Genomic DNA, 24,093 nt, shown 5'->3' with positions numbered 1-24,093 from the left:
CGCGACCGCCCCGGAGGAGAATCCTGTGAGTTCGAACCCGTCCACGCCCGACACCGACGGGCCGAAGACCGAGACCACCCTGACGACCCGGATCCGGATCAACATCCCGGGTTCGCGGCCGATCCCGCCCGTGGTCGTCCGCAAGCCGGTGAAGGGCGGCTCCGCGGAGCCCGCCCCCGGCTCCGCCGAGTCCGAGCCGGCCCCGGCCCCGCGCGGCCAGGCCGAGCCCCCCGTGCGCGCCGCCCTGCCGGCGCGGCCCACGGGCCAGACGCCCGCGCCCGCCCCGGCCCCGAAGGCCCCGGCCGAGGCGCCGGCGGACGGCGGCGGCTGGTTCGCCCCGCGCAAGGCGGCCACGCCCCCGCCCGCGGCCCCGGCACCCGCCGCGAGCTACGGCTCCTCCGCGCCCCGCCCCGGCAACGGCGCACCCGGCGGCCACCCCGGCCCCGGCGCCCCCGGCGCCCCGGGCAACGGCTTCGACCCCGCCCCGTACGAGGGCGCCGGCACCGGTGCCGGATTCGCGCCCCCGGCCGCCCCCGGCGTGCCGCAGCGGCCCGCCCCCGGCACCGGCCCCGGCGCCGGCTTCGCGCCCGCGCCCGGCCCCGGCGGCCCCGGCGTCGGCGGCCCCGGTGTCGGCTCGGCCCAGGGCTACCCGGCGTACGACGGCGGCCCGTCCACCGAGGCCTTCCCCGCCTTCACGGAGCCCTCCGGCCCCACCGGCGGGCCCGCGCTGGGCACCGTGCCCGTGGGCGCCGACGAGACCCCGCGCTGGCCCGGCCCCGAGGCCATGGACGCCCCCGCCCCGGCCGCCCCCCGGCCCGGCCCGGCCGCGCCGCCGCCCGGCCCGCAGCCGCCCCGGTCGATGCCCGCCCCCGCCGGGAAGTCCGGCAAGGCGGCCCCGGCCGGCAAGCCCGCCAAGAAGAAGGGCCGCTCCAAGCTGGTCCTGCTCGGCGGCGGCCTCATCGGCCTGGTCGCCGTGGCCTACGGCGCCGGGCTGCTGATGAACCACTCCGACATCCCCAAGGGCACCAAGGTCCTGGGCGTCGACATCAGCGGCAGCCGCGACGACGCCGTCGCCAAGCTCCAGACGGCCTTCGGCAAGCGCTCCGCCACCCCGCTCCAGCTCACCGTCGGCGGCAAGACCGTCGAGCTGAAGCCCGAGAAGGCCGGCCTGACCCTCGACAGCCAGACCACCGTCCGCAACGCCACCGGCAGCGACTACAACCCGGTCACCGTCATCGGCTCGCTGTTCGGCGTCGAGCGCACGGCCGCAGCCGTGATGCCCGTCGACGAGGAGAAGCTGAAGGGCTCCCTCCAGGAGCTGGCCGGCACCGCCGGCACCGCCTCCGAGGGCACCATCACCTTCGACACCGGCAAGGCCGTGGCGGTCCCCGGCAAGGCCGGCACCAGCCTGGACGTCGACAGCTCCGTGGACAAGGTCACCAAGGCCTTCCGCGAGCTCGTCGCCAACGGCAAGGCCGCCCCCGTCGAACTCCCCACCACCACCAAGGAACCGACCGTCACCCAGGCGGAACTGAACCGGGCCATGAAGGAGTTCGCGGAGCCCGCCATGTCCGGCACCGTGACCGTCAAGGCGGGCACCAAGTCCCTGTCCTTCGGCGCCAAGTCCCTGCCCAAGATCCTCAGCATGGTCCCCGTCCAGGGCAAGCTCGTCGAGAAGTACGACCTGGAGGCCCTCAAGGCCACCTACGGCAACGCCTTCGACGGGGTGCTGATCACCCGCGGCACCGGCGCCAAGACCCCCGTCACCCCGCAGGACGTCTCCGGCGCCCTCGGCAGGGGCCTCGTCGGCAAGACCCCGGCCGAGCGCATCGTGACCATCGACACGAACGCCAACTGAGGCCGGCCGCGACCCGCACGGCCCGTCAGGAGCCCCTCCCCGCACCCCGGGAAGGGGCTCCGCCCGTTCCGGAACCCCGCTCCGACCAGCGCCGTCACCCCCAGGGCGTGACATCTGTCATGCAGCTGTCACGACTGGAGACACTGCCGCGCGGACCCCCGCCCGGGAGAAGCTCGGTGCATGACGACGACGACCGCGACGCACTCCGGAGCCCCCGGACCCGCACGAGGTGCCGCCCACGGCACCGTGGTGAGCTTCCAGAACGTGACCAAGAGCTACGGCCAGGTCAAGGCCGTGGACGGCCTCACCCTCGAACTCCACCCGGGCGAGACCGTCGCGCTCCTCGGCCCCAACGGCGCCGGCAAGTCCTCCACCCTCGACCTGCTCCTGGGCCTGCGCCCCGCCGACTCCGGCACCGTCAGCCTCTTCGGCACCACCCCCCGCGAGGCCCTCGGGGCCGGCCGGGTCGGCGCCATGCTCCAGAGCGGCGGCCTGATGGAGGAGGTGACCGTCCGCGAGCTCGTCACCCTCGGCTGCGCCCTGCACCCCCGCCCGTACCCGGTGGACGAGGTGCTCTCCCGCGCCGGCATCGACGAGATCGCCGGCCGCACGGTCAACAAGCTCTCCGGCGGCCAGGAGCAGCGCGTGCGCTTCGCCCTCGCCACCGCCGGCCACAACGACCTGATCATCCTCGACGAGCCCACCACGGGCATGGACGTCACCTCCCGCCAGGCCTTCTGGGCCACCATGCGGGAACAGGCCGCCCAGGGCCGCACGGTCCTGTTCGCCACCCACTACCTGGAAGAGGCGGACGCGATCGCCGACCGGGTCCTGGTCCTGAACAAGGGCCGGCTGCTCGCCGACGGCACCGCCGCCGAGATCAAGGCCAAGGCCGGCGCCCGCAAGGTCGCCTTCGACCTCGACGGCGAGATCGACGAGCAGGTCCTGCGCGCCCTGCCCGCCCTGACGACCTTCGAGGTCAACGGCACCACCGTGCGCCTGCAGTCGCGCGACGCCGACGCCACCGTCCACGCGGTGTACGCGCTCGGCCTCTACCCCCGCAACCTGGAGGTCGCGGGCCTCGGCCTGGAGCAGGCCTTCATCGCCCTGACCGAGGCCGAGGAGGCCACCCGATGAGCACGTCCCCCAACGCCGGCACCCTCCAGCTGGTCAAGCTGGAGATCACCCGCGCCCTGCGCAACAAGAAGTACCTGTTCTTCACCGTGCTCTACCCGGCCGCCCTCTTCCTGATGCTCGGCGGCACCCTGGACGGCACCACGAAGGTCTACGGCACCGAACTGACCATGCCGGCCTTCTACATGGTCGCCATGGCCTCCTTCGGCGCCCTGACCGCCGTCCTGGTCGGCAACAGCGAGCGGATCGCCAAGGAGCGCGAGAAGGGCTGGGTGCGCCAGCTGCGGCTCACCGCCCTGCCCGGGCACGGCTACGTGCTCGCCAAGACCGCCAGCGCGGGCGTGCTGTCCCTGCCCTCCATCCTGGTCGTCTTCGCGGTCGCCGCGTTCGGCAAGGGCGTCCGGTTCGAGGCCTGGCAGTGGCTGGCCCTCACCGGCTCCATCTGGGCGGGCAGCCTGGTCTTCGCCGCCCTCGGCGTGGCCGTCGGCTACCTGGCCACCGCGGACAACGTCCGTCCGATCACCATGCTGATCTACTTCGCCCTGGCGATCCTCGGCGGCCTGTGGATGCCCACCGCGAACTTCCCGCAGTGGCTGAAGAACATCTGCGAGTGGCTGCCCACCCGCGCCTACACCGGCCTCGGCCAGGCCATCGAGCTGGGCGGCGCCCCCCACGCCAAGGACGTGGCGATCCTCGCCGTGTACTTCGTACTGTTCACGGGTGCGGCCGCCTGGCTGTACCGCAAGGACTCACTGAAGGCGTAGGAACGTGGCGCTGACGCACGAGGACGAGGGCGTGACCCCCGTCGTCCGGGCACCCGACAGCACCGTCCACAGGGTGGTCAAGAGCCTCTGGATCCTCATCTGGCTCTTCTACCTCAGCGCACCCGTCACCGACCTGGTGCGCGGTGGACACAGCGACGGTGCCCGGGTGCTCGGCGGGCTGGGCCTGCTGGGGTTCATCACCTGGTACCTCGTACTGGTGTTCCGGCCGGACCGGCAGATGCCCGTCCGGCCGGTCCTGCTGTCGCTGGTGGTGCTCAGCGCCGAAGCCGCGGTCCTCGCGCTGGCGCTGGGCCGCGAGTGGCTCGTGCTCTTCGTCTACGTCTCCATCGCCTCCGGCGCCGCGCTCCCCGCGAAGGTCTCCCGGCTGACGGTGCCCGCCGCGACGACGCTGCTGGCGGGGCTGGCCCTCACCGTGCCGGACGGCGGCGACTACCTGTGGGGGCTGCTGATCCCGGCCCTGATGGGCGGGTTCGCGATGGTCGGGGTCCGCGAGATGATCCGGACCACCGTGGAGCTGCGGCAGGCCCGGGCCACGGTCGCGCAGCTCGCGGCCAACGAGGAGCGCCTGCGGATGGCCCGTGACCTGCACGACCTGCTGGGCCACTCGCTGTCGCTGATCACCCTCAAGAGCGAGCTCGCGGGCCGGATGCTGCCCGACCACCCCGACCGGGCCGCCCAGCAGGTCGCGGACATCGAGAAGGTCAGCCGGCAGGCCCTGGTCGACGTACGGGAGGCCGTGAGCGGCTACCGGCGGCCCACCCTGCCCGGCGAGCTCGCGGGAGCCCGGACGGCGCTGGCGGCGGCCGGGGTCACGGCCGACCTGCCCGCCGACTTCACCGACGAGGTGCCGGAGGAGCAGGAGTGCGCGCTGGCCTGGTCCCTGCGGGAGGCGGTGACCAACGTGGTCCGGCACAGCGGCGCCCGGCGCTGCACGGTCACCCTGACCACCCGCCAGACGCTCGCGGGCCCGGTGCTGGAGCTGTCGGTGACCGACGACGGCTCGGGCGGCTCCGCCGTCCCCGGCAACGGCCTGACAGGCCTGACGGAGCGTCTGGAGGCGGTCGGCGGCACGCTCTGGGCGGGCCCGGCGGGCAAGACCGGCTTCCGCCTGCTGGCACGGGTCCCCCTAGGATCCGGGGCATGACCCACGCCTCCGGAGCCGCCCCGGCCCCCATCCGCATCCTCCTGGCGGAGGACCAGTCCATGGTCCGGGAAGCTCTCGCGGCCCTCCTGGGACTGGAGCCGGACATCGAGGTCCTGGCCCAGGTGGCCCGGGGCGACGAGGTCGTGCCGGCCGCCCTGGCCCACGACGTGAACGTGGCCCTGCTGGACATCGAGATGCCCGGCATGACGGGCATCGAGGCGGCGAAGGCCCTGCGCCTGGCCCGCCCGGCCCTGAAGATCGTGATCGTCACCACCTTCGGCCGCCCCGGCTACCTGCGCGGCGCGATGGAGGCGGGCGCCTCCGCTTTCCTGGTCAAGGACGCGCCGGCCGCCGAGCTCGCGGAGGCGGTCCGCAAGGTCCTCGCGGGCGAGCGCGTCATCGACCCCGGGCTCGCGGCGGCCGCCCTGGCGGAGGGCGCCAACCCCCTCACGGAACGGGAACGGGACGTCCTGCGCGCGGCGGAGCACGGCGCGACCAACGCCGAACTGGCCGCGGCCCTCTCCCTCTCCCAGGGCACGGTCCGCAACTACCTCTCGACCGCCATCCAGAAGCTGGCCGCCCGCAACCGCGCCGAGGCGGTCCGGGTCGCCCGGGAAAAGGGCTGGCTCTGACCTGGGGTTCGTGACCAGACTGCCCCGGTGTTCAAAAAACTGTGGGCCGCGACGGCCGCGTCGAACCTGTCGGACGGCGTGAGCCTGGCCGCCGCGCCCCTGCTCGCCGCCACGCTCACCCGCGACCCGACCCTGATCGCCGGGATCACCGTCGCCCAGCGGGCCCCCTGGCTGGTCCTCGCCTTCGTCTCGGGGGCGCTCGCCGACCGGCTGGACCGCCGCAAGGTGGCGCAGAGCGCGAACTGGATCCGAGCCGTCGCCTTCGCCGCCCTCACGGCGGCCGTCCTCGCCGACACCCTGTCGATGCCCCTGCTGTACGTGGTGTTCTTCGCGATCGGCACCGCGGAGACGCTCTACGACAGCGTCTCCGCGGCCTGGGTGCCGATGCTGGTCGGCCCCGAGGAACTGACCCGCGCCAACAGCCGGCTCCAGACCACCTTCGTGGTCTGCAACGAGTTCGCGGGCCCGCCGATCGGCGGCTTCCTCTTCGCCGCGGCGGCCGCCGTTCCGTTCGCCGTGGGAACGGCCGGATACCTGGCCGCCGTGGGCCTGCTCGCCCTGATCCCTTCGGCGGCGCACCGGACGGACGCCCCGGACGGCGCACCGCTGACGGTCGCGAGCGTGCGCGAGGACATCGCCGTCGGGGCCCGCTGGTACTGGTCCTCGCCCGTGCTGCGCGCCCTGAGCCTGGTCGCGGCCGTCGGCAACGCCGCCGCGGCGGCCTCCTACGGCCTGCTGGTGCTGCTCGCCCAGGACGAACTCGGCGTCTCCGACCAGGGGTACGGCGTGATGCTCGCCGCCGGCGCGGTCGGTGCCGTCCTCGGCGGGATGGCGGCGGGACGGGTCGGCGGGTGGTTCAAGCCCGGCACCCTGATCCTCGTGACCAGCCTCCTGTCGGCCGCCGCCATGGCCGGACTGGGCCTCGCGATCAGCCCGGCCGTGACCGTCGCCCTCATGGCCCTGGACGGCTTCGTGGTGCTCGTCGTCTCCGTCCACATGGTGACCCTGCGCCAGCAGATCGTCCCGAACGAGCTGATGGGCCGGGTCACCTCCGTCTACCGGGTCGTCGCCGTGGGCTCCTTCGCCGTCGGCGGCATCGCGGGCGGCGCGGTGGCCGCGGCCTTCGGCGTCCCGGCCTCCTTCTACGCCGGCGGGGCGGCCCTCGCCCTCGTCTCCGTCCTGGTGCTGCCGGTCCTGAACAACACCCGCCTGGCCGAGGTCAGGCGGCAGGCCGAGGCGGACGCGGCCGCCGCCGAACCCGCGCCGGTCAGTTGAGCAGGGCGCGGGCCGAGGCGGCCTCCGCGCGGATCCGGGTCGCCGCCTGCGGGTCCACCGCGTCCATGACCACCGCGTACGCGTCCATCTCCGCGGCCCCCGCCTGGAAGGAACCCCGCTCCACCAGCAGCCGGGCCCGCTCGTAGCGCAGCGCCGCCGGATGCGAGGGCAGCAGCAGGGACAGGTCCAGGGACCACAGCGCGACCGCCGACTGCTCCGGGCGGGCGGACGCCCACACCCGGATGTTGCCCAGCACGCGCAGCACGATGTCCAGGGTACGCGCCGGAGTCCGCGGCCCCTGCGCCAGCTCCGCCGGGCCCGCGCCCAGCGAGGCCCCGCCCGCGAAGGGGTCGACCACGACGCCCTCCTCCGGGTCCCCGAAGCCCACCGTGAAGTGCCCCGGCAGCCCCAGCCCGTACACCGGCGCCCCCGCCCGCCGGGCCACCTCCAGCCAGACCACCGACAGCAGGATCGGCAGGCCGCGCCGGCGCCGCAGCACCTCGTGCAGCAGCGAGGACTCCAGCCGCTCGTAGTCCTTCGGGGTGCCGTGGAAGCCCATCCGGCCGCCCAGCAGGTCCGTCACCGCCGCCGCCCAGGCCTTCGACCCGCGCAGCCCGTACGGCAGCATCCCCGCCAGCCGGTCCAGTTCCATCTGGGCCCAGTCCATGGCCCGTTCGTCCAGCTCCGGGTCTGCCTCCGCCGCCAGCAGCAGGCACAGCAGCGCCAGGTCCGGCCGCTCGGAGCGGGCCTCGGCCGCGAACAGCTCCCGTGTGGCGGCGCTCATGCCCCGGCCCCGGCGCGGAAGTGGTGGTAGGCGTGGTGGGTGGCGAAGCCCATCCCGTCGTACAGGGCGCGCGCCGCGGGGTTGTCGGTCTCCACCTGCAGCCAGGCCGCCGACGCGCCCTCCTCCAGCGCCCGCCGGGCCAGCGCCGTCATCACCGCCGTCGCCAGCCCCCGCCGCCGCTGCTCCGGATCCACCGTCACCGCGCCGAACCCGGCCCAGCGCCCGTCCACCACGCACCGCCCGATCGCCAGGCCGCCGTCCAGGGAGGCGAACCACACCGATGGGCCCTCCACCAGCATCCGCCGGGCGAGTTCCGGGTCGCGGACCTTGCCGTAGCGGCCCAGCCACGCCTCGTCCGGCTCACGGGTCAGCCGTATCCCGGACACCTCCGCGTCCTGGTCGGCCACCGGGGCCAGGCCCGCGGTGCGGACCTCCGCCGAGACCTCGTTGACCCAGCCGCGCCGCTCCAGCTCCGCGCAGAGCACTTCCTGGGTGCCCGCCGAGCCGGTCGCCGCCTGTACGTAGGCGGGGAGGTCCCGTCGCGCGTACCAGTCCGTCACCCGCGCGAGTGCTTCGTCCAGGGGTATCCCGGGGTCGCCGAGGGCCAGCACCGAGTTGGCCCGGCGGGTGAAACCGCCGGCCGCCCGCAGCGTCCAGTCGCCCAGCGGCTCGCTCTCCAGCGGCTGCCAGGCCCGCGCGGTGACCCGCGCCAGCTCCTCGAAGGAGGCCGCGGGACCCCTGCGGCGGGCCGGCGCGGCGGGCACCACCTTGCCCGCGACCAGCGAGGATTCCGGGATGTGGACGGACACGCCGTCCTTGCGTGTGATCGTCAGCACACCCCCGGTCCAGGATGTGAGAACCCCGACGGCGTCGGTGAAGGCGGGAGAGCCGCCGACCCCTTCCCGCAGCCGTCGTACGGAGACTCGTTTACCCACGTCAGCCGGGGTAATACGAATCTCCAGCAGTCCACCGGCAGTGATTTCCACAGCTCTGTCCGCCCCTCCTGTTCGGATCGTGCCCGGGAACGGAGATACTAGGTGCGGGCATCGACGACGCCGCGCTCCCGCGCGAATGGACAGCCCTACCGAGGAGGAACGAGAGCGTGACCTACGTCATCGCGGAGCCTTGTGTCGACGTCAAGGACAAGGCCTGTATCGAAGAGTGCCCCGTCGACTGCATCTACGAGGGCCAGCGGTCCTTGTACATCCACCCGGACGAGTGCGTCGACTGCGGCGCGTGTGAGCCGGTCTGCCCCGTCGAGGCCATCTTCTACGAGGACGACACCCCGGAGGAGTGGAAGGACTACTACAAGGCGAACGTCGAGTTCTTCGACGAGCTCGGCTCGCCCGGTGGTGCCTCCAAGCTCGGCCTGATCGAGCGCGACCACCCCTTCGTCGCCGCGCTGCCCGCCGGCATCAACGGCGAGCACTGACCGTTTCACGGCAGACGCGCCCCTCGGTCCCGTCCGGCACTGCTGCCGCACGGGACCGAGCCGTTTTCCCGTCCCTTTCCCGCACCTGACCCGCCCCTGAGAGAGAGCAGAGCACCGTGGCCGCAGTTTCCGACCGTCTCCCCACGTTCCCCTGGGACAAGCTGGAGCCGTACAAGAAGACGGCGGCGGCCCACCAGGACGGCATCGTCGACCTGTCCGTCGGCACGCCCGTCGACCCGGTGCCGCGGCTGATCCAGGACGCCCTGATCGGCGCCGCCGACTCCCCGGGCTACCCGACGGTGTGGGGCACCCCGGCGCTGCGCGACGCGATCACCGGCTGGCTGCGCGGGCGGCTCGGCGCGAGCGCCGCCGGACACCGCAACGTGCTGCCCGTGGTCGGCTCCAAGGAGCTCGTGGCCTGGCTGCCGACCCAGCTGGGCCTGGGCGCCGGCGACAAGGTGGCCTACCCCCGCCTCGCCTACCCCACGTACGAGGTCGGCGCGCGGCTGTGCGGCGCCGAGGCCGTGGTCTACGACGACCCCACCGAGCTGGACCCGGCCGGCCTGAAGCTGCTGTGGCTCAACTCCCCGTCGAACCCCACCGGAAAGGTCCTCGACAAGGAGGAGCTCATCCGGATCGTCGCCTGGGCGCGCGAGCACGGGATCCTCGTCTTCAGCGACGAGTGCTACCTGGAGCTCGGCTGGGAGGCCGAGCCGGTCTCCGTCCTGCACGACGAGGTCTGCGGCGGCTCCTACGAGGGCCTGGTCGCCGTCCACTCCCTCTCCAAGCGCTCCAACCTGGCCGGCTACCGGGCCGCCTTCGTCGCCGGCGACGAGGACGTCCTCGCCGAGCTGCTGGAGATCCGCAAGCACGGCGGCATGATGACCCCGGCCCCCGTCCAGGCCGCCGTCGTCGCCGCCCTCGGCGACGACGCGCACGTGGCCGAGCAGCGCGCCCGCTACGCCGCCCGCCGCGACGCGCTGCGCACCGCCCTGGAGGCGCACGGCTTCCGCGTCGAGCACAGCGAGGCCAGCCTCTACCTGTGGGTGACCCGCGACGAGCCCTGCTGGGACACCGTCGCCCACCTGGCCGCCCTCGGCATCCTGGTCGCGCCGGGCGACTTCTACGGCGAGGCCGGCGCGAACTTCGTCCGCGTCGCCTTCACCGCCACCGACGAGCGGGTCGAGGCCGCCGTCAAGCGCCTGGGCTGACCGCCGGACGCCCCGAGGGGCCGGGAGCTGTGCGCTCCCGGCCCCTCGGCGTCGCGGTGGGTGCGACGGTTCAGCCGCCGAGCGGCAGGTTGCCCAGCGGCAGCGCGCCGACCGGCAGGTCGTGGCCCACCGGCAGCTGGGAGACGGGCAGGCCGCCCAGCATCTGGCCCGCGCTGCCCGCCACCTCCGAGGCGGGGGCGGCGGCCGGGACGGCCTTGGTGGCGGTGCCGGCGACCTCGGTGGCCGCGCCGGTGGCCGTCCCGGTCGCGGCGGAGGCGTCGGCGGTGTCGGGGGCGGCGAGCGAGCCCAGCTGCGGCACGGACTCCAGGCCCGCGGCGCTGGCCGCGCCGGCCGCACCGACCACCGGAGCGGTGCCGGCGGCGAGGAGAAGCGCGGCGCGGGCGATCCGGCGGGTCAGGGGGAGGGACATGATGCTCCTAAGCGGTAGCGGCTGAGTACGCCGTGTACAACCGCCTCCGGGGTGGGCCGAGTTGCGGACCACCGGGGTAAAGGATCAGTAACGCATCGTTTGATCGGCTTCTGTGACAAGCCCATCGGACCGGCGCCGACCAGGGCTTCTGCCGTCAACACGCCCGGGCGCGAGGAACACCCGGCCACCCCCTCCCGGGGGACGTGCCGCACGCGCGAACGATCACGTCCCGTCGGCGGGACGGCGCGCGGACGGCGCCGGGCCGCCTCAGCCTGCGCTGCGGGGGAGGAAGATCCGGACCTGGCCCGGGACCGCCTCGTACGGGTCGGGCGCCGCGCCGCCCTTCGCCGCGCCGGCCCCGCCGCGCCGCCACTCGCCCCGGCTCTGGCCGGCCAGCCAGGCCGAACCGTCGTACGAGACCCGGGCGATGCCCAGGTCCTGGGAGCGGGCCACCGCCCAGTGGGCCATCGCCCTGCCGCGCCGGGCCTCGGCCGGACCGCCGCCGTCCTTCAGCCAGACGTCCACCTCCGCCTCCCGGGCGCCCGCCGACGGCGAAGGCTCCGCCAGGGGGCCCGCCACGGGGCTCGCCGAAGCGGCTGCCGAAGGGCTCGCCGAGGCCTTCGCGGCGGCGCCGCCCGAGCTCTTGGGGGACGCCCCCGGCCCGGCCTTCGCCGAGGGGTCCGCCGAAGGCTTCGGCCCGGCGTGCAGCGCGGCCCGGCCCCCGGCCAGCGCCTCCTTGCCGAACGCCCGCGCCAGCTCGGTGCGCACCTTCTCCGGGTCGCCCTTGAGCGGAGCTGGGCCCGCGCAGGTCAGCGTGGCCTGCGTCTCACCCTCGCCGAAGGCGGCCGTCAGCACCGTCGCGTCCGGCTCGTGCTTGGCGTAGGCCTGCGGGAACCCGCTCAGCTGTACCCGCTGCGCCGCCACCGTCAGCGGCAGCCGGGTGTAACCGCCGACCTCCACGAGCCGGTCGTAGAAGATCCCCGCCGAGTACACCGGGTCCATGATCTGCTCCGGGGTGCCCCACCCCTGCGAGGGCCGCTGCTGGAACAGGCCCAGCGAATCCCGGTCCCCGTGGTCGAGGTTGCGCAGCCCCGACTCCTGCATCGCCGTCGCCAGCGCGATCGTCAGCGCCCGGTCCGGGAGCCCCTTGGAGATCCCGACGGCGGCTATGGTCGCTGCGTTCGACGCCTGCTCGGGGGTCATCTCGTACGTCTGGACGGCCCCTCCGGAGCCGCCCGCCGGGCCCTTCGCCGTCACCGTGCAATACGGGGAGCCGACCCCGCCGTTGGAATAGTGGTGCACCAGGACGTATCCGATCACCGCGAGCAGGACGGCCAGACCCAGGGCCGCGCGGAGCGGCCCGCGGCGGCGGGGGCGGGGGCGATCGGTCTCGGACACGCGGCCCACCGTACTTGAGGCCGATAACGCGTCCACCGACCGGACGCCGCCGGTACCCGCCCATCCCGGGGCGTTAGGGTCGGTTCATGTCCGAATCCGAGCTCGACCTCACCCTCGACGCCGCCCGGCTGACCGCCCGCCTCGTCGACATCCCCTCCGAGAGCGGCGACGAGAAGGTGCTCGCCGACCTCGTGGAAGACGCCCTGCGCCGCCTGCCGCACCTGACCGTCGACCGCCTCGGCAACAACGTCGTCGCCCGCACCGACCTCGGCCGCGCCGAGCGCGTCGTGCTCGCCGGGCACCTCGACACCGTGCCGATCGCCGGGAACGTCCCGTCCCGGCTGGACGAGAACGACGTCCTGTGGGGCTGCGGCACGACGGACATGAAGTCCGGGATCGCCGTACAGCTGCGGATCGCCGCCACCGTGCCCGCGCCCAACCGCGACCTCACCTTCGTCTTCTACGACCAGGAGGAGGTCGCCGCCGACCTCAACGGCCTCGGCAAGGTCGCCGCCGCCCACCCCGACTGGCTGGCCGGCGACTTCGCCGTCCTGCTGGAGCCCTCCAACGCCGAGGTCGAGGGCGGCTGCCAGGGCACCCTGCGCGTCCTGCTGCACACCCGCGGCGAGCGGGCCCACTCCGCCCGCAGCTGGATGGGCTCCAACGCCATCCACGCCGCGGGCCCGATCCTGGCGAAGCTGGCCGCCTACGAGCCCCGCAAGCCCGTCATCGACGGCCTGGAGTACCACGAGGGCCTCAACGCCGTCCGCATCGAGGGCGGCGTCGCCAACAACGTGATCCCGGACGCCTGCACGGTCACGGTCAACTTCCGCTACGCCCCCGACCGCAGCGAGGCCGAGGCCCTCGCCCACGTGCGCGAGGTCTTCGCCGACTGCGGCGTCGACGCCTTCACCGTGGACGACTCCTCGCCCGGCGCCCTGCCCGGCCTGTCCCACCCGGCGGCCGCGGCGTTCATGGAGGCCGTCGGCGGCCACGCCATGCCCAAGTTCGGCTGGACGGACGTCTCCCGCTTCAGCGCCCTCGGCGTCCCCGCCGTCAACTACGGGCCGGGTGACGCACTGCTCGCGCACAAGGTGGACGAGCGGGTCGAGACCAAGGCCATCCTGCACTGCGAGGAACGACTCCGCGCCTGGCTGACCTCGTAAATTCCCCCTCCCGTCACTTTTGTGCGCCTAACCTGATCCAACGATCAGCAGGAGGGAGCACATCATGGGCAACTCCGAAGGCAGTGGGAGCCGGCGCCCCGAGGAGCAGCAGCTCGGGCCGGTGCTGCGCAGGCGGGGTCAGGTGCAGGCGGGCAGTACGACGGACCAGCGGCTGCTGGACTCGGCGGGCCCCTCCGAGTGGGTGCACACCGACCCCTGGCGGGTCCTGCGCATCCAGTCGGAGTTCATCGAGGGCTTCGGCACGCTCGCCGAGCTGCCGCCCGCGATCAGCGTGTTCGGCTCGGCCCGCACCGCGGTGGGCTCACCGGAGTACGAGGCCGGCGTACGGATCGGCAGCGCGCTCGTCGAGGCCGGCTTCGCCGTCATCACCGGCGGCGGCCCCGGCGCGATGGAGGCGGCCAACAAGGGCGCCCGCGAGGCGAACGGCATCTCGGTCGGCCTCGGCATCGAGCTCCCCTTCGAGCAGGGGCTCAACCAGCACGTCGACCTCGGGCTGAACTTCCGGTACTTCTTCGTCCGCAAGACGATGTTCGTGAAGTACAGCCAGGGGTTCGTGGTGCTGCCCGGCGGGTTCGGCACCCTGGACGAGATGTTCGAGGCGCTGACCCTGGTGCAGACCCAGAAGATCACCCGGTTCCCCATCGTGCTCTTCGGCACCGAGTACTGGGGCGGGCTCGTCGACTGGCTGCGCAACACGGTCATCGCCCAGGGCAAGGCCTCGGAGAAGGACCTCTACCTCTTCCACCTCACGGACGACGTGGACGAGGCGATCGCCCTGGTGACGAAGGAAGTCGGCAAGTAGCCGGCGGCTGACGGGCGCCCGCGGGCGCGGGCCGGCTCAGGCCAGCCCGCGCCGGGCCACGGCCGGGGGCCGGTGGCCCTGGATCGACCGGACCATGTCCAGGACCTGCCTGGTCTCCGCGACCTCGTGGACCCGGTAGACCTGGGCGCCGAGCCAGGCCGAGACCGCCGTGGTCGCCAGCGTGCCCAGCAGCCGCTCCTTGACCGGCTTGTCCAGGGTCTCGCCGACGAAGTCCTTGTTGGACAGGGAGACCAGGACCGGCCAACCCGTTTCGGTCATCTCCGCCAGGCGGCGGGTGGCCTCCAGCGAATGCCGGGTGTTCTTGCCGAAGTCGTGGCCCGGGTCGATCAGGATCGACTCCCGGGGCACGCCGAGGGCCTCGGCCCGCTCCGCGAGCCCGACCGTGACGCGCAGGATGTCCTCCATCACGTCCTCGTACGAGGTCCGGTGCGGCCGGGTGCGCGGCTCGACCCCGCCCGCGTGCGTGCACACGAGGCCCGCGCCGTGGCGCGCCGCGACCTCCGCCAGCTTGGGGTCCACCCCGCCCCAGGCGTCGTTCAGCAGGTCCGCCCCGGCCTCGCAGACGGCCTCGCCGACCTCGTGCCGCCAGGTGTCCACGCTGATCACCACGTCCGGGTGGCGGCGGCGCACCTCCGCCACGAAGCCCACCGTGCGCCGGGCCTCCTCCGCCGCGTCCACGTGCTCGCCGGGACCCGCCTTGACCCCGCCGATGTCGATGATCGCCGCGCCCTCGGCCACGGCCTGCTCCACCCGGTCCAGCGCCGGCTGGTCGCGGAAGGTGGCGCCCTGGTCGTAGAAGGAGTCGGGGGTCCGGTTCACGATGGCCATGATCACCGGCTCGTGGGTGTCGAACTCGCGCCTGCCCAGTCGCAGCATCCCGCTCTTTCCTCCTTCGGCGACCCTCGCGCCACGTCTGCGACCTTAACCTGGTGGCCGGAGTCTCTCAGGGGAGTTGATCGTGTTCTGGTTCTTGCTGATCGCGCTGGTCGTGGTCGTGGCCGCGGTCACCCTCGCGGTGATCGGCGGAGGCGCGGAGGCCGTGCTGCCCGAGGCCGAGCCCGACCGGGTGGCCGACGCCCTGCCCGAGACCCGGCCGGTGCTGCGGGAGGACATCGACGCGCTGCGGCTGCCGATCGCGCCGCGCGGCTACCGGATGGCCGAGGTGGACGACGTACTGGACCGGCTCGCGGCGGAGCTCGCCGAGCGGGACGCGCGGATCGCCGAACTGACGGCGGCGCTCACCCCGGCGGCCCAGGCTCCGGCGGTGGCCCCGGCGCCCGCCGACCGGCCCGTCGACCTCACCAAGGAGGAGCGGTGAGCGGCGGCGGGCTGCTGGCGGGCCCGGACGGCGGCCTGCGCTGCCCGTGGGGCCTGTCCACGGAGGACTACGTCACCTACCACGACACCGAATGGGGCAAGCCGGTCCACGGCGACGACGCCCTGTACGAGCGGCTCTGCCTGGAGGCCTTCCAGTCCGGGCTGTCCTGGCTGACGATCCTGCGCCGGCGCGAGGGGTTCCGTAAGGCCTTCCGCGACTTCAGCATCGCGGCGGTCGCGGAGTTCGGCCCGGCCGACGCCGAGCGGCTCCTCGCGGACGAGGGGATCATCCGCAACCGGGCCAAGATCGAGGCCACCCTCGCCAACGCGAAGGTGCTGGCCGGCTGGGAGCCCGGCGAGCTGGACGCGCTGATCTGGTCCCACGCCCCGAAGCGCAGGGGCCGGGCGCCGCGGAGCACCGCCGAGGTGCCGGCGGTCACCCCGGAGTCCACGGCCCTGGCCAAGGCCCTCAAGAAGGCGGGCGTCCGCTTCGTCGGGCCCACCACGGCCTACGCCCTGATGCAGGCGTGCGGCCTGGTCAACGACCACCTCGCGGGGTGCGTCTCCCGCGAGGTGTGAACAGTCGGTGAACGTTCAGCGGCCCAGGTACTCCGGGGGCTGCTTGGCGAGGAAGGCCTGGACGGCGATGGAGTGGTCCTCCGAGGCGCCCGCACGGGTCTGGAGGACGTCCTCCCGCTCCAGGGCCTCGGAGAGGGTGTGGGAGGCCCCGTACGCGAGGGACTCCTTCAGGGCCGCGTAGGCGACCGTCGGGCCCGCCGCGAGGGTCCGGGCGACCGCCTCGGCCTCCTCGTGCAGGGAGTCCGCCGGGACGAGCCGGTTGACGATGCCCAGCTCGTAGGCCTCCTGCGCCTTGATCGAGCGGGGGAACAGCAGCAGGTCGGAGGCCCGGGAGGCGCCGATCAGCCGGGGCAGGGTCCAGGAGACCCCGGAGTCGGCGGTCAGGGCGACACCGGCGAACGAGGTGTTGAAGGAGGCGGTGTCGGCGACCACCCGGAAGTCCGCCGCCAGCGCGAACCCGAAGCCCGCCCCGGCCGCGACGCCGTTGACCCCGGCCACCACGGGCTTGGGCATCTCGGTGAGGGCCCGCACGATCGGGTTGTAGTGCTCGGAGACGGTGTTCATCGTGAGCCGCGAGCCGGTCTCGCGGTCCGCCGCCAGGTTCCCGATGTGCTCCTTGAGGTCCTGGCCCACGCAGAAGGCCCGAGTGCCGGAGGCGGTCAGCAGGACCGCCCGCACGGCCGGGTCGGCGGCCGCCGCCTGCACGGCGTCGCGCAGGGCGACCTTGGCCTCCGTGTTCATGGCGTTCATCGCGTCGGGCCGGTTGATCGTGACCTTCGCGAGTCCGTCGGTCACTTCGTAGAGCACGCTGTCGGCCATGGCGGGGGTCCCCCTTCGTCGCGGGTGTGGCTACCGGCCGGTACCGGCCGGTCCAAGGGTCAGCATGGCGGACGGGACCACCGCCGGACATGTGATGTGCGTCAAACGAAGCGGAGCCGCTCCCCGGGGAGCGGCGGCGAAGTATCGCAGGCGGATCCCCGAAATGAGTGGTTTTGGCCGAGCGCGTTGCCCAAGCGTTCCCTGCCGATGTTGGTCATCGGGTCCTGACATGCGGGATAATGGCTGGGAAGCAATGTGTTCGATGCCGGGTACTAGGCGCCTGAACGGGGCCGTCGGCTGACGATGAGCTGGTTTCAGGAAGGGGAACGAGCATGGCGGCCATGAAGCCGCGGACGGGCGACGGCCCGCTCGAGGTCACCAAGGAGGGGCGAGGCATCGTCATGCGCGTACCGCTCGAAGGCGGCGGTCGGCTTGTCGTCGAGCTGACGCCGGACGAGGCGGACGCCCTGGGTGACGCCCTGAAGAAGGTCGTCGGCTGAGCCTCGGCCACAGATCTCTGCACCGCCCCCGCCGCACCCGCGGCGGGGGCGGTGTTGCTTTGTCCCGCCGGCAGATCCAGCCCCGCCGGCAACCCTCAGCCCCGCCGGGGCGTAGTCGTTTCAGCCCCACCGGCGCTTGAGGTGGAAACGGAGAAAGGGCGGGGCGGGGAGAGGCTACGCGCAGCGCCCCCCGGCCCCGGCGGCACGACCTACCGCCGCACCGCGCAGAGCAACCCGTCGCCCACCGGCAGCAGCGCCGCTTCCAGCGCAGGACTCTCCCGGACGCTGCGCAGCAGCTCCCGCACCCGCAGCACCTCCACCGGCTGGGCGGCGGAGTCCACCGTGCGCCCGTCCGCGAACACCCCCTCGAAGCACACCAGCCCCCCGGGGCGCAGCAGGCGCAACGATTCCGCGAGGTAGTCCAGCGACTCGGTCGGGTCCCCGTCGCAGAACACCAGGTCGTACCCGCCGTCGGCGAGCCGCGGCAGCACGTCCAGGGCCCGCCCGGGGATGAACCGGGCCCGGTTGCCCGCGAAGCCCGCCGCGCGGAACGCCTGCCGGGCGAAGGCCTGCCGGTCCGGTTCCGGGTCCACCGTGGTCAGTACCCCGTCCGGCCGCATCCCGTGCAGCAGGTGGATCCCCGAGACCCCCGTCCCGGTGCCGATCTCGGCGACCGCCTTGGCGTCCGCGGTGGCGGCGAGCAGACGCAGCGCGGCCCCGGTGCCGGGGGAGACGGAGCGCAGGCCCGCTTCCCTGGACCGGTCGCGGGCCCATCGCAGGGCGTCGTCCTCGGCGACGAACGCGTCGGCGAACGCCCAGCTCGTCTGCCGGTTGCCGGTAATGACCCTCTCCTGTCCCCATAGTTGGCGCAACGGTGACTGTATCCGCTGGAGTCGGGAACCCGCAGATGGGACCGGGCGTTGGGAGGGTGAGAGGCGGGATAGAGGGGACGCCGGCGGGCAGAACGGCGAAGCGGAACCCGAGTCCCGGGCAAAGTTACTGCAAAAATGCTTATCCGGAGCTGACGGGAGGGGTGGCTATGGTAGGGGCTCCACTGGACACCACCAGAGCCGACAGGGGAGGTGCGGCTGCGCCTGTGGATCGTGGAGGCGTACTGAGACGTCTCTTCTGGTCGGCGGGTGAGCCGAAATCCGTGACCTACACCGCTGACCGTTTCCACACCGCCCACACCGCGACCACCGCGACCTTTGCCGCCGATGCGGGCTCCCAGGCGTGGACCCCTCCCACCTGGGAGGAGATCGTCAGCACGCACAGCGCGCGGGTCTACCGCCTCGCCTACCGCCTGACGGGCAACCAGCACGACGCCGAGGACCTCACGCAGGAGGTCTTCGTCCGCGTCTTCCGCTCGCTGTCCACGTACACGCCCGGCACCTTCGAGGGCTGGCTGCACCGCATCACCACCAACCTGTTCCTGGACATGGTCCGCCGCAAGCAGCGGATCCGCTTCGACGCGCTCGCCGACGACGCCGCCGAGCGGCTCCCCAGCCGTGAGCCCTCCCCCCAGCAGGTGCTCCACGACACGCACTTCGACGCCGACGTGCAGCAGGCGCTGGACACCCTCGCGCCCGAGTTCCGCGCCGCCGTGGTGCTCTGCGACATCGAGGGCCTCTCCTACGAGGAGATCGCCGCCACCCTCGGCGTGAAGCTCGGGACCGTCCGCAGCCGTATCCACCGCGGCCGTTCACACCTGCGCAAGGCGCTCAAGCACCGCTCTCCCGAGGCCCGCGCCTCCCAGCGCGCCCTGGCCGGTGTGGCGGTGGGCGCCCCGGGCGCCGGGGGAGAGGGCGGAGCCGAGTGAGCGGAGTCAGTCCGTCCCCCGCCGAACAGCACCTGGGCGACCGCCTCGCCGCCCTGGTGGACGGGGAGCTGAAGCACGATGCCCGCGAGCGGGTCCTGGCGCACCTGGCCACCTGCGCCAAGTGCAAGGCCGAGGCCGACGCGCAGCGCAGACTGAAGACCCTCTTCGTGGAGAGCGCCCCGCCGCCGCTGTCCGCCGGACTGCTGGCGCGGCTCCAGGGCCTGCCGGGCACGGGCCCCGAGGGCCCCGCGGGACCGCCGGGCGGACCCGGTGCGCCCCGCCCCGCGGCCCCTCCGGGTGCCGACCCTTTCGCCACCTTCGGTTACGCCGTCCCGGCCGCTCCGCGGGAAGGGTTCCGCATCCATGAGATGGGGCGTCCCAGACGCCGCCTCGCCTTCGTCGCGGCCGGAGCCGTGTCGCTGGCCGCGATCGCCCTGGGCGGCACGCTTCCGCTGGACGCGATCGAGCCGAACGCCCGTGGTGAGGCGCCGGCCTCGCGGCCCGGGCCGTCGATCCCGCTGACCGACGCCGCCATCCGCGACCGGCTGCCGCTGCGCGACGGGGTGCGCGGCCCGAGCCCGTCCGCCCCGCTGCCCACGGCCGTGTCCCCGCCCCCGGTCACGGCCCAGCCGGCCTCCCTCACCCGCTGACAGCCCGGCCCGGGCCGCGGCTTCGCCCCGGGCCAGCGCGGAGGTCCGGCACCTGGTTGAATCTGCGGCACACGTGCCGCCCTGCGGCGCGCCAGGCCCGCGGGGGAGCGCACATGTCCGACAGTCAGCAGAACGGCCCGGCTCCCACCGGAGGGAGCCGGCCGTCCGCCCCCGCGCCGCGCGAGGGATCCGCGGACACCGCCACCCCGGCCGTTCCCGCCCCCCGCGCCCCTCAGAACACCCCGAACGCCCACCCGCCGGCCCCCGCCGCCCCGACACCAGCCCCGCACCCCGCGCCCGACGCCGCGCCGGCGTCGGGCGCCGCCCCCGCGCTCGGCACTGCACCGGCCCCGAGCCCCGCGCCTGACCCCGCGCCCGCCCCCGCCCCGCACGCCGCCCCCGCAGCCGGTACCGCAGCGGCGGTCGAGGCCGCCCCTGAGCCGGGCGGGGCCGGCGTCGACGCCGAGCTCGTCACCGGGCCCCGGTACGACCCCTGGGGCGACCAGCCCCTCCACGTCGTGGACGACCAGGGCGCGCCCCCGCGGCGCGGGCCCTCCCTGTGGCGGCTGGCCGTCTTCGGCGTCGTGATCGCCCTCCTGGCCGGCGGCGTCGGCGGCTGGCTCGGCATCCTCGCCGAGCGCCGCACCAGCACCCGCCTGGAACTCCCGCAGGCCGCCGTCGACGGCAGGGGCCGGGCCCCGGACAGCGTGGCCGGCATCGCCGCCACCGCCCTGCCCGGCGTGGTCACCCTCCACGTCAGCGGAGGCGAGGGCGGCGGCACCGGAACCGGCTTCGTCCTGGACGGACAGGGCCACATCCTGACCAACAACCACGTCGTGGCCGACGCCAAGGACATAACCGTCACCTTCAGCACCGGCGACAGCGTCACCGCCGAGCTGGTCGGCCGCGACACCGGCTACGACCTGGCCGTCGTCAAGGTCACCGGGGTCAGCGGCCTGCGCCCGCTGGCCCTCGGCAACTCCGAGAACGTCCGCGTCGGCGACCCCGTGGTCGCCATCGGCGCCCCCTTCGACCTCTCCAACACCGTCACCGCCGGCATCATCAGCGCCACCGGCCGCCCCATCACCGCCGGCGGCGACAAGGGCAGCGGCAGCGACGTCAGCTACGTCGACGCCCTCCAGACCGACGCCCCCATCAACCCCGGCAACTCCGGCGGCCCCCTCCTCGACTCCCGCGCCCGCGTCATCGGCATCAACAGCGCCATCCGCGGCGCCGACAAGGGCGAGGACGACGGCGAGCGCACCCGCCAGAGCGGCAGCATCGGCCTCGGCTTCGCCATCCCCGTCAACCAGGGCAAGCGCGTCGCGGAAGAGCTCATCCGCACCGGCCACGCCACCCACCCCGTCATCGGGGTCACCTTGGACATGCAGTACACGGGCGACGGAGCCCGGGTCGACACCAAGGGCGGGGACGGCAAGCCCGCCGTCGTCGCCGACGGCCCCGGCGCCCGCGCCGGCGTCCGCCCCGGCGACGTGATCACCAAGGTGGACGGCGTCCGCGTCCACGGCGGCGACGAGCTGATCATCAAGATCCGCGCCCACCGGCCCGGCGACCACCTCTCCCTGACCGTGCTCCGCGACGCCCGCGAGCACACCCTGGACGTGGTGCTCGGCTCGGCCAGCGGCTCCTGAGAGCACCCGCGACCCGGCGTCCGTCCGGCAAACACGGCACGACGGCCGGGTGAATCCGACGAAGGGCCCGCACCGGCGTAGGGGCGGGCCGGGAACGCCGGGTACCGTTGACCGGGCCGGAAGTGGAGAGAGCCGAGGAGCGGCAAGGTGTTCAACGACATAGGCGCACTCGAGCTGGTCACCATCGTGGTGCTCGCCATCCTCATCTTCGGGCCGGACAAGCTCCCGAAGGTGATCCAGGACGTCTCGGGCTTCATCCGCAAGATCCGCGCGTTCTCGGACAGTGCCAAGCAGGACATCCGCTCCGAACTGGGACCCGAGTTCAAGGACTTCGAGTTCGAGGACCTGAACCCCAAGACCTTCATCCGCAAGCAGCTCACGGAGAACGAGGACCTCCAGGAGCTGCGCAGCAGCTTCGACCTCCGCAAGGAGCTGAACGAGGTCACCGACGCGGTCAACAGCCGCGACACCGGCCCGGCGCCCTCCGCCTCCCCGGCTGCGGCGGCCCCCGCCACGCCCGCCGCCGGTACCGGCCCCGATCTGCTCAAGAAGCCCGCCGCACCGGCCCAGGAAGCCCGTACGCCCTTCGACGCCGACGCCACCTGAGCCCCGGCCTGCCCCTCGATCCCGGACCGGATGGCTATCCTCCATCTGCCGACCCCACGGAACGAGAGGCGCCCATGGAGACGACGAGCACGAGCAGCAGCCGGGTGGGCGCACAGCCCGCCGAAGCCCCCGACGCCACGGCCCCGCAGGCCGGGCCGGCGGCGCCGCCCGCCGACGCCACCGCCCCCGTCCCTGCGGCCCGCCGGGCGGCCGAGGGCTACCTGAAGGCGGAGTTCCCCTGGTACGGGCTGGACGGGGCCTTCACCGGCCCCCGCTGGCTCATGCAGGTCGGCACCGGCGCCGACGGCACCGTGGAGCACGGCTCCACCGGCCACGGCGACGAGCCCTCGGTCCGGGGTGAGATCGCCACCGGGGAGAAGGAACGCTTCGCGGTGGTCGTCACGGTCGCCAGCAACCCCCTGCGCCGCAGCGGCGACGGCACCGGCGTCCTGGAGGCCACCTCGGTCTCCTCGGCCGCCTGGCTGGCCGGCTCCGGGCTGTTGGCCTACAGCTGGCCGCCGCAGATGGACCACAGCCTGCGCGACGACTGGCTGGACCAGCAGACGGAAGCCGCGTGGGAGCTCGCCGACGACCTCACGGGGCCGGACTGGTCGACGCTGTCGCTGCCGGTGGACGGGGAGCCGACGCCGTTCCACTACCGGGAGTCGGAGTTCGGGTGGGTGCTCGCCGGATCCACCGGGAGCGGGGTGCACCTCGGGGCGTACGGGCGGGGGATGAGCGCGTACGGGCTCGGCTTCTCGGCCATCGCCGACCTGGGGTCGTACGAGTAACCCGGTCCGGGGTACGGGAAAGGGCACCGCCTTGCGGCGGTGCCCTTCACGCTGCGCGGCCCTGCGGGCCGCCCGCACCTCTCTCAGAACTTGTTGCGCGGCGTGATGCCCAGGGACATGCCCGACAGGCCGCGGGCCCGCCCGCCCAGCTTGCCGGCGATCGTGCGCAGGGCCGCGCCGGCCGGGGAGTCCGGGTCGGCCAGGACGACCGGCTCGCCGTTGTCGCCGCCCTCGCGCAGCCGCACGTCGATCGGGATCTGTCCCAGCACCGGCACCGTGGCGCCCGTGGTCTTCGTCAGGCCGTCCGCGACCAGCTGGCCGCCGCCCGTGCCGAAGACGTCCACCATCTCGTCGCAGTGCGGGCACGGCAGGCCCGACATGTTCTCGACGACGCCGACGATCTTCTGGTGCGTCTGCACGGCGATCGAGCCGGCCCGCTCCGCGACCTCGGCCGCCGCCTGCTGCGGGGTGGTGACGACCAGGATCTCCGCGTTCGGGACCAGCTGCGCCACCGAGATGGCGATGTCGCCCGTGCCCGGCGGGAGGTCCAGCAGCAGCACGTCCAGGTCGCCCCAGAACACGTCGGCCAGGAACTGCTGGAGCGCGCGGTGCAGCATCGGGCCGCGCCACACCACCGGGGCGTTGCCCGGGGTGAACATGCCGATGGAGATGACCTTCACGCCGTGCGCGGACGGCGGCATGATCATGTTCTCGACCTGGGTGGGCTTGCCGTCCACACCCAGCATCCGCGGCACGCTGTGGCCGTAGATGTCCGCGTCGACCACGCCGACCTTCAGGCCGTCGGCCGCCATCGCCGCCGCCAGGTTGACCGTGACGGAGGACTTGCCCACGCCGCCCTTGCCGGAGGCGACCGCGTAGACGCGGGTCAGCGAGCCCGGCTTGGCGAAGGGCACCTCGCGCTCGGCGGTGCCGCCGCGCAGGGTGGCGGCGAGCTCCTTGCGCTGCTCGTCGCTCATCACGTCCAGGGAGACGGCGACGGAGGTGACGCCCGCGACCTTCGCGACGGCGTCGGTGACGTTCTTGGTGATGGTCTCGCGCATGGGGCAGCCCGACACCGTCAGGTACACCGTGACGGCGACCGCGCCGCCGTCGCCGATCTCCACCGATTTGACCATGCCGAGTTCGGTGATCGGCCGGTGGATCTCGGGGTCGTTGACCGTCGCCAGCGCGTCCAGGATCGCGTCCTGCTCCGGCACGGCGGCGGAGGGTGTCTCGGTAGCCATGTCCCTGATGGTACGGCTCGGTA

General features: G+C 73.8%; 26 protein-coding genes. 18 read left to right on the top strand and 8 right to left on the bottom strand.

All coding sequences use genetic code 11. The annotated features are described in order from the left end of the window. Positions 1-25 precede the first annotated feature (25 nt). The 6 genes from ACFY0O_RS09105 (at position 26) to ACFY0O_RS09080 (ending at position 6,828) form a co-directional block, all read left to right on the top strand. The gene (locus tag ACFY0O_RS09105) at positions 26-1,858 is read left to right on the top strand and encodes a hypothetical protein (RefSeq protein ID WP_388944669.1); all 1,833 of its coding nucleotides are present in this window, start codon (positions 26-28) and stop codon (positions 1,856-1,858) included. A gap of 180 nt (positions 1,859-2,038) precedes the next feature. Beyond that, entirely contained in the window at positions 2,039-2,995 is a 957-nt protein-coding gene (locus tag ACFY0O_RS09100; RefSeq protein ID WP_388944666.1) for an ABC transporter ATP-binding protein, read from the top strand. Then, on the top strand, positions 2,992-3,756 hold the full coding sequence (locus ACFY0O_RS09095) for an ABC transporter permease (RefSeq protein ID WP_358894274.1): 765 nt from the start codon (positions 2,992-2,994) through the stop codon (positions 3,754-3,756). Before ACFY0O_RS09100 ends, ACFY0O_RS09095 begins: the two co-directional genes overlap by 4 nt. Before the next feature lie 31 nt (positions 3,757-3,787). After that, a complete protein-coding gene (locus ACFY0O_RS09090) occupies positions 3,788-4,921 on the top strand; it encodes a sensor histidine kinase (protein WP_388945571.1) in 1,134 nt (377 codons plus the stop codon). After that, positions 4,918-5,553, top strand: a complete 636-nt coding sequence (locus ACFY0O_RS09085) for a response regulator transcription factor (protein ID WP_358894275.1) — start codon at positions 4,918-4,920, stop codon at positions 5,551-5,553. Before ACFY0O_RS09090 ends, ACFY0O_RS09085 begins: the two co-directional genes overlap by 4 nt. Positions 5,554-5,580: 27 nt before the next feature. Then, positions 5,581-6,828 (top strand): MFS transporter, encoded by a 1,248-nt coding sequence (locus ACFY0O_RS09080; RefSeq protein ID WP_388944662.1) that lies wholly within the window; start codon positions 5,581-5,583, stop codon positions 6,826-6,828. Here the strand turns inward: ACFY0O_RS09080 and ACFY0O_RS09075 are convergent. After that, positions 6,821-7,612 (bottom strand): transglutaminase-like domain-containing protein, encoded by a 792-nt coding sequence (locus ACFY0O_RS09075; protein WP_388944659.1) that lies wholly within the window; start codon positions 7,610-7,612, stop codon positions 6,821-6,823. The two genes, ACFY0O_RS09080 and ACFY0O_RS09075, sit on opposite strands and share 8 nt — an antisense overlap. Then, the gene (locus ACFY0O_RS09070) at positions 7,609-8,598 is read right to left on the bottom strand and encodes a GNAT family N-acetyltransferase (RefSeq protein ID WP_388944656.1); all 990 of its coding nucleotides are present in this window, start codon (positions 8,596-8,598) and stop codon (positions 7,609-7,611) included. The genes ACFY0O_RS09075 and ACFY0O_RS09070 overlap by 4 nt, the downstream gene beginning before the upstream one ends. Before the next feature lie 116 nt (positions 8,599-8,714). On the opposite strand from ACFY0O_RS09070, the gene fdxA reads away from it, so the two are divergent. Both fdxA and dapC read left to right on the top strand, forming a co-directional pair. Beyond that, entirely contained in the window at positions 8,715-9,044 is a 330-nt protein-coding gene (fdxA, locus tag ACFY0O_RS09065; RefSeq protein ID WP_030011906.1) for a ferredoxin, read from the top strand. A gap of 116 nt (positions 9,045-9,160) precedes the next feature. After that, the gene (gene dapC, locus ACFY0O_RS09060) at positions 9,161-10,255 is read left to right on the top strand and encodes a succinyldiaminopimelate transaminase (protein ID WP_388944653.1); all 1,095 of its coding nucleotides are present in this window, start codon (positions 9,161-9,163) and stop codon (positions 10,253-10,255) included. A gap of 70 nt (positions 10,256-10,325) precedes the next feature. Here dapC and ACFY0O_RS09055 read toward each other — a convergent pair whose 3' ends face one another. After that, the gene (locus ACFY0O_RS09055; protein WP_388944651.1) at positions 10,326-10,685 is read right to left on the bottom strand and encodes an ATP-binding protein; all 360 of its coding nucleotides are present in this window, start codon (positions 10,683-10,685) and stop codon (positions 10,326-10,328) included. 267 nt (positions 10,686-10,952) lie between these two features. Then, the gene (locus ACFY0O_RS09050) at positions 10,953-12,092 is read right to left on the bottom strand and encodes a hypothetical protein (protein ID WP_388944648.1); all 1,140 of its coding nucleotides are present in this window, start codon (positions 12,090-12,092) and stop codon (positions 10,953-10,955) included. A gap of 77 nt (positions 12,093-12,169) precedes the next feature. Here ACFY0O_RS09050 and dapE point away from each other — a divergent pair, with 77 nt between their 5' ends. Continuing rightward, a complete protein-coding gene (dapE, locus tag ACFY0O_RS09045; RefSeq protein ID WP_388944645.1) occupies positions 12,170-13,249 on the top strand; it encodes a succinyl-diaminopimelate desuccinylase in 1,080 nt (359 codons plus the stop codon). Positions 13,250-13,313: 64 nt separating this feature from the next. Continuing rightward, on the top strand, positions 13,314-14,072 hold the full coding sequence (locus ACFY0O_RS09040) for a TIGR00730 family Rossman fold protein (protein ID WP_358894283.1): 759 nt from the start codon (positions 13,314-13,316) through the stop codon (positions 14,070-14,072). Between the two features lie 36 nt (positions 14,073-14,108). Here the strand turns inward: ACFY0O_RS09040 and folP are convergent, their stop codons facing one another. After that, entirely contained in the window at positions 14,109-14,969 is an 861-nt protein-coding gene (folP, locus tag ACFY0O_RS09035; protein WP_388944641.1) for a dihydropteroate synthase, read from the bottom strand. 82 nt (positions 14,970-15,051) lie between these two features. Between folP and ACFY0O_RS09030 the strand changes: the two genes are divergently transcribed. Together ACFY0O_RS09030 and ACFY0O_RS09025 are read left to right on the top strand one after the other, a co-directional pair. Then, complete coding sequence (locus ACFY0O_RS09030) at positions 15,052-15,411, top strand: DivIVA domain-containing protein (protein WP_388944638.1); 360 nt, start codon at positions 15,052-15,054, stop codon at positions 15,409-15,411. Continuing rightward, positions 15,408-15,989 carry a DNA-3-methyladenine glycosylase I gene (locus ACFY0O_RS09025; RefSeq protein ID WP_388944635.1) on the top strand — a complete coding sequence of 194 codons (582 nt, stop codon included), beginning with the start codon at positions 15,408-15,410 and terminating at the stop codon, positions 15,987-15,989. The genes ACFY0O_RS09030 and ACFY0O_RS09025 overlap by 4 nt, the downstream gene beginning before the upstream one ends. A 15-nt stretch (positions 15,990-16,004) precedes the next feature. Here the strand turns inward: ACFY0O_RS09025 and ACFY0O_RS09020 are convergent, their stop codons facing one another. Continuing rightward, positions 16,005-16,808: an enoyl-CoA hydratase/isomerase family protein gene (locus ACFY0O_RS09020; RefSeq protein ID WP_388944632.1), complete on the bottom strand. Its 804-nt coding sequence runs from the start codon at positions 16,806-16,808 to the stop codon at positions 16,005-16,007. A 332-nt stretch (positions 16,809-17,140) separates the two neighbouring features. Between ACFY0O_RS09020 and ACFY0O_RS09015 the strand changes: the two genes are divergently transcribed. Further along, entirely contained in the window at positions 17,141-17,308 is a 168-nt protein-coding gene (locus tag ACFY0O_RS09015; RefSeq protein WP_003966491.1) for a DUF3117 domain-containing protein, read from the top strand. 209 nt (positions 17,309-17,517) lie between these two features. On the opposite strand, the gene ACFY0O_RS09010 is transcribed toward ACFY0O_RS09015, so the two are convergent. Next, complete coding sequence (locus tag ACFY0O_RS09010; protein ID WP_358894288.1) at positions 17,518-18,180, bottom strand: class I SAM-dependent methyltransferase; 663 nt, start codon at positions 18,178-18,180, stop codon at positions 17,518-17,520. Between the two features lie 167 nt (positions 18,181-18,347). On the opposite strand from ACFY0O_RS09010, the gene sigE reads away from it, so the two are divergent. The 5 genes from sigE to ACFY0O_RS08985 all read left to right on the top strand — a co-directional run bounded on the left by sigE (position 18,348) and on the right by ACFY0O_RS08985 (position 22,826). Then, entirely contained in the window at positions 18,348-19,127 is a 780-nt protein-coding gene (gene sigE / locus ACFY0O_RS09005; RefSeq protein WP_079429641.1) for an RNA polymerase sigma factor SigE, read from the top strand. Beyond that, positions 19,124-19,777: a zf-HC2 domain-containing protein gene (locus ACFY0O_RS09000; RefSeq protein WP_358894289.1), complete on the top strand. Its 654-nt coding sequence runs from the start codon at positions 19,124-19,126 to the stop codon at positions 19,775-19,777. Before sigE ends, ACFY0O_RS09000 begins: the two co-directional genes overlap by 4 nt. A 113-nt stretch (positions 19,778-19,890) precedes the next feature. Then, the gene (locus tag ACFY0O_RS08995) at positions 19,891-21,429 is read left to right on the top strand and encodes a S1C family serine protease (protein WP_388944626.1); all 1,539 of its coding nucleotides are present in this window, start codon (positions 19,891-19,893) and stop codon (positions 21,427-21,429) included. 147 nt (positions 21,430-21,576) lie between these two features. Then, positions 21,577-22,035 (top strand): sec-independent translocase, encoded by a 459-nt coding sequence (locus ACFY0O_RS08990; RefSeq protein WP_358894291.1) that lies wholly within the window; start codon positions 21,577-21,579, stop codon positions 22,033-22,035. Positions 22,036-22,109: 74 nt separating this feature from the next. Continuing rightward, positions 22,110-22,826, top strand: a complete 717-nt coding sequence (locus tag ACFY0O_RS08985; RefSeq protein ID WP_388944623.1) for a hypothetical protein — start codon at positions 22,110-22,112, stop codon at positions 22,824-22,826. An 83-nt stretch (positions 22,827-22,909) separates the two neighbouring features. On the opposite strand, the gene ACFY0O_RS08980 is transcribed toward ACFY0O_RS08985, so the two are convergent. Further along, entirely contained in the window at positions 22,910-24,070 is a 1,161-nt protein-coding gene (locus tag ACFY0O_RS08980) for an Mrp/NBP35 family ATP-binding protein (protein ID WP_388944620.1), read from the bottom strand. Positions 24,071-24,093: the final 23 nt, after the last annotated feature.

The organism is Streptomyces sp. NPDC001594 (assembly GCF_042893675.1).
GTDB lineage: Bacteria > Actinomycetota > Actinomycetes > Streptomycetales > Streptomycetaceae > Streptomyces.
The sequence above is the reverse complement of the archived record's forward strand: the minus strand, read 5'-3'. Positions and strand labels throughout refer to the sequence as shown.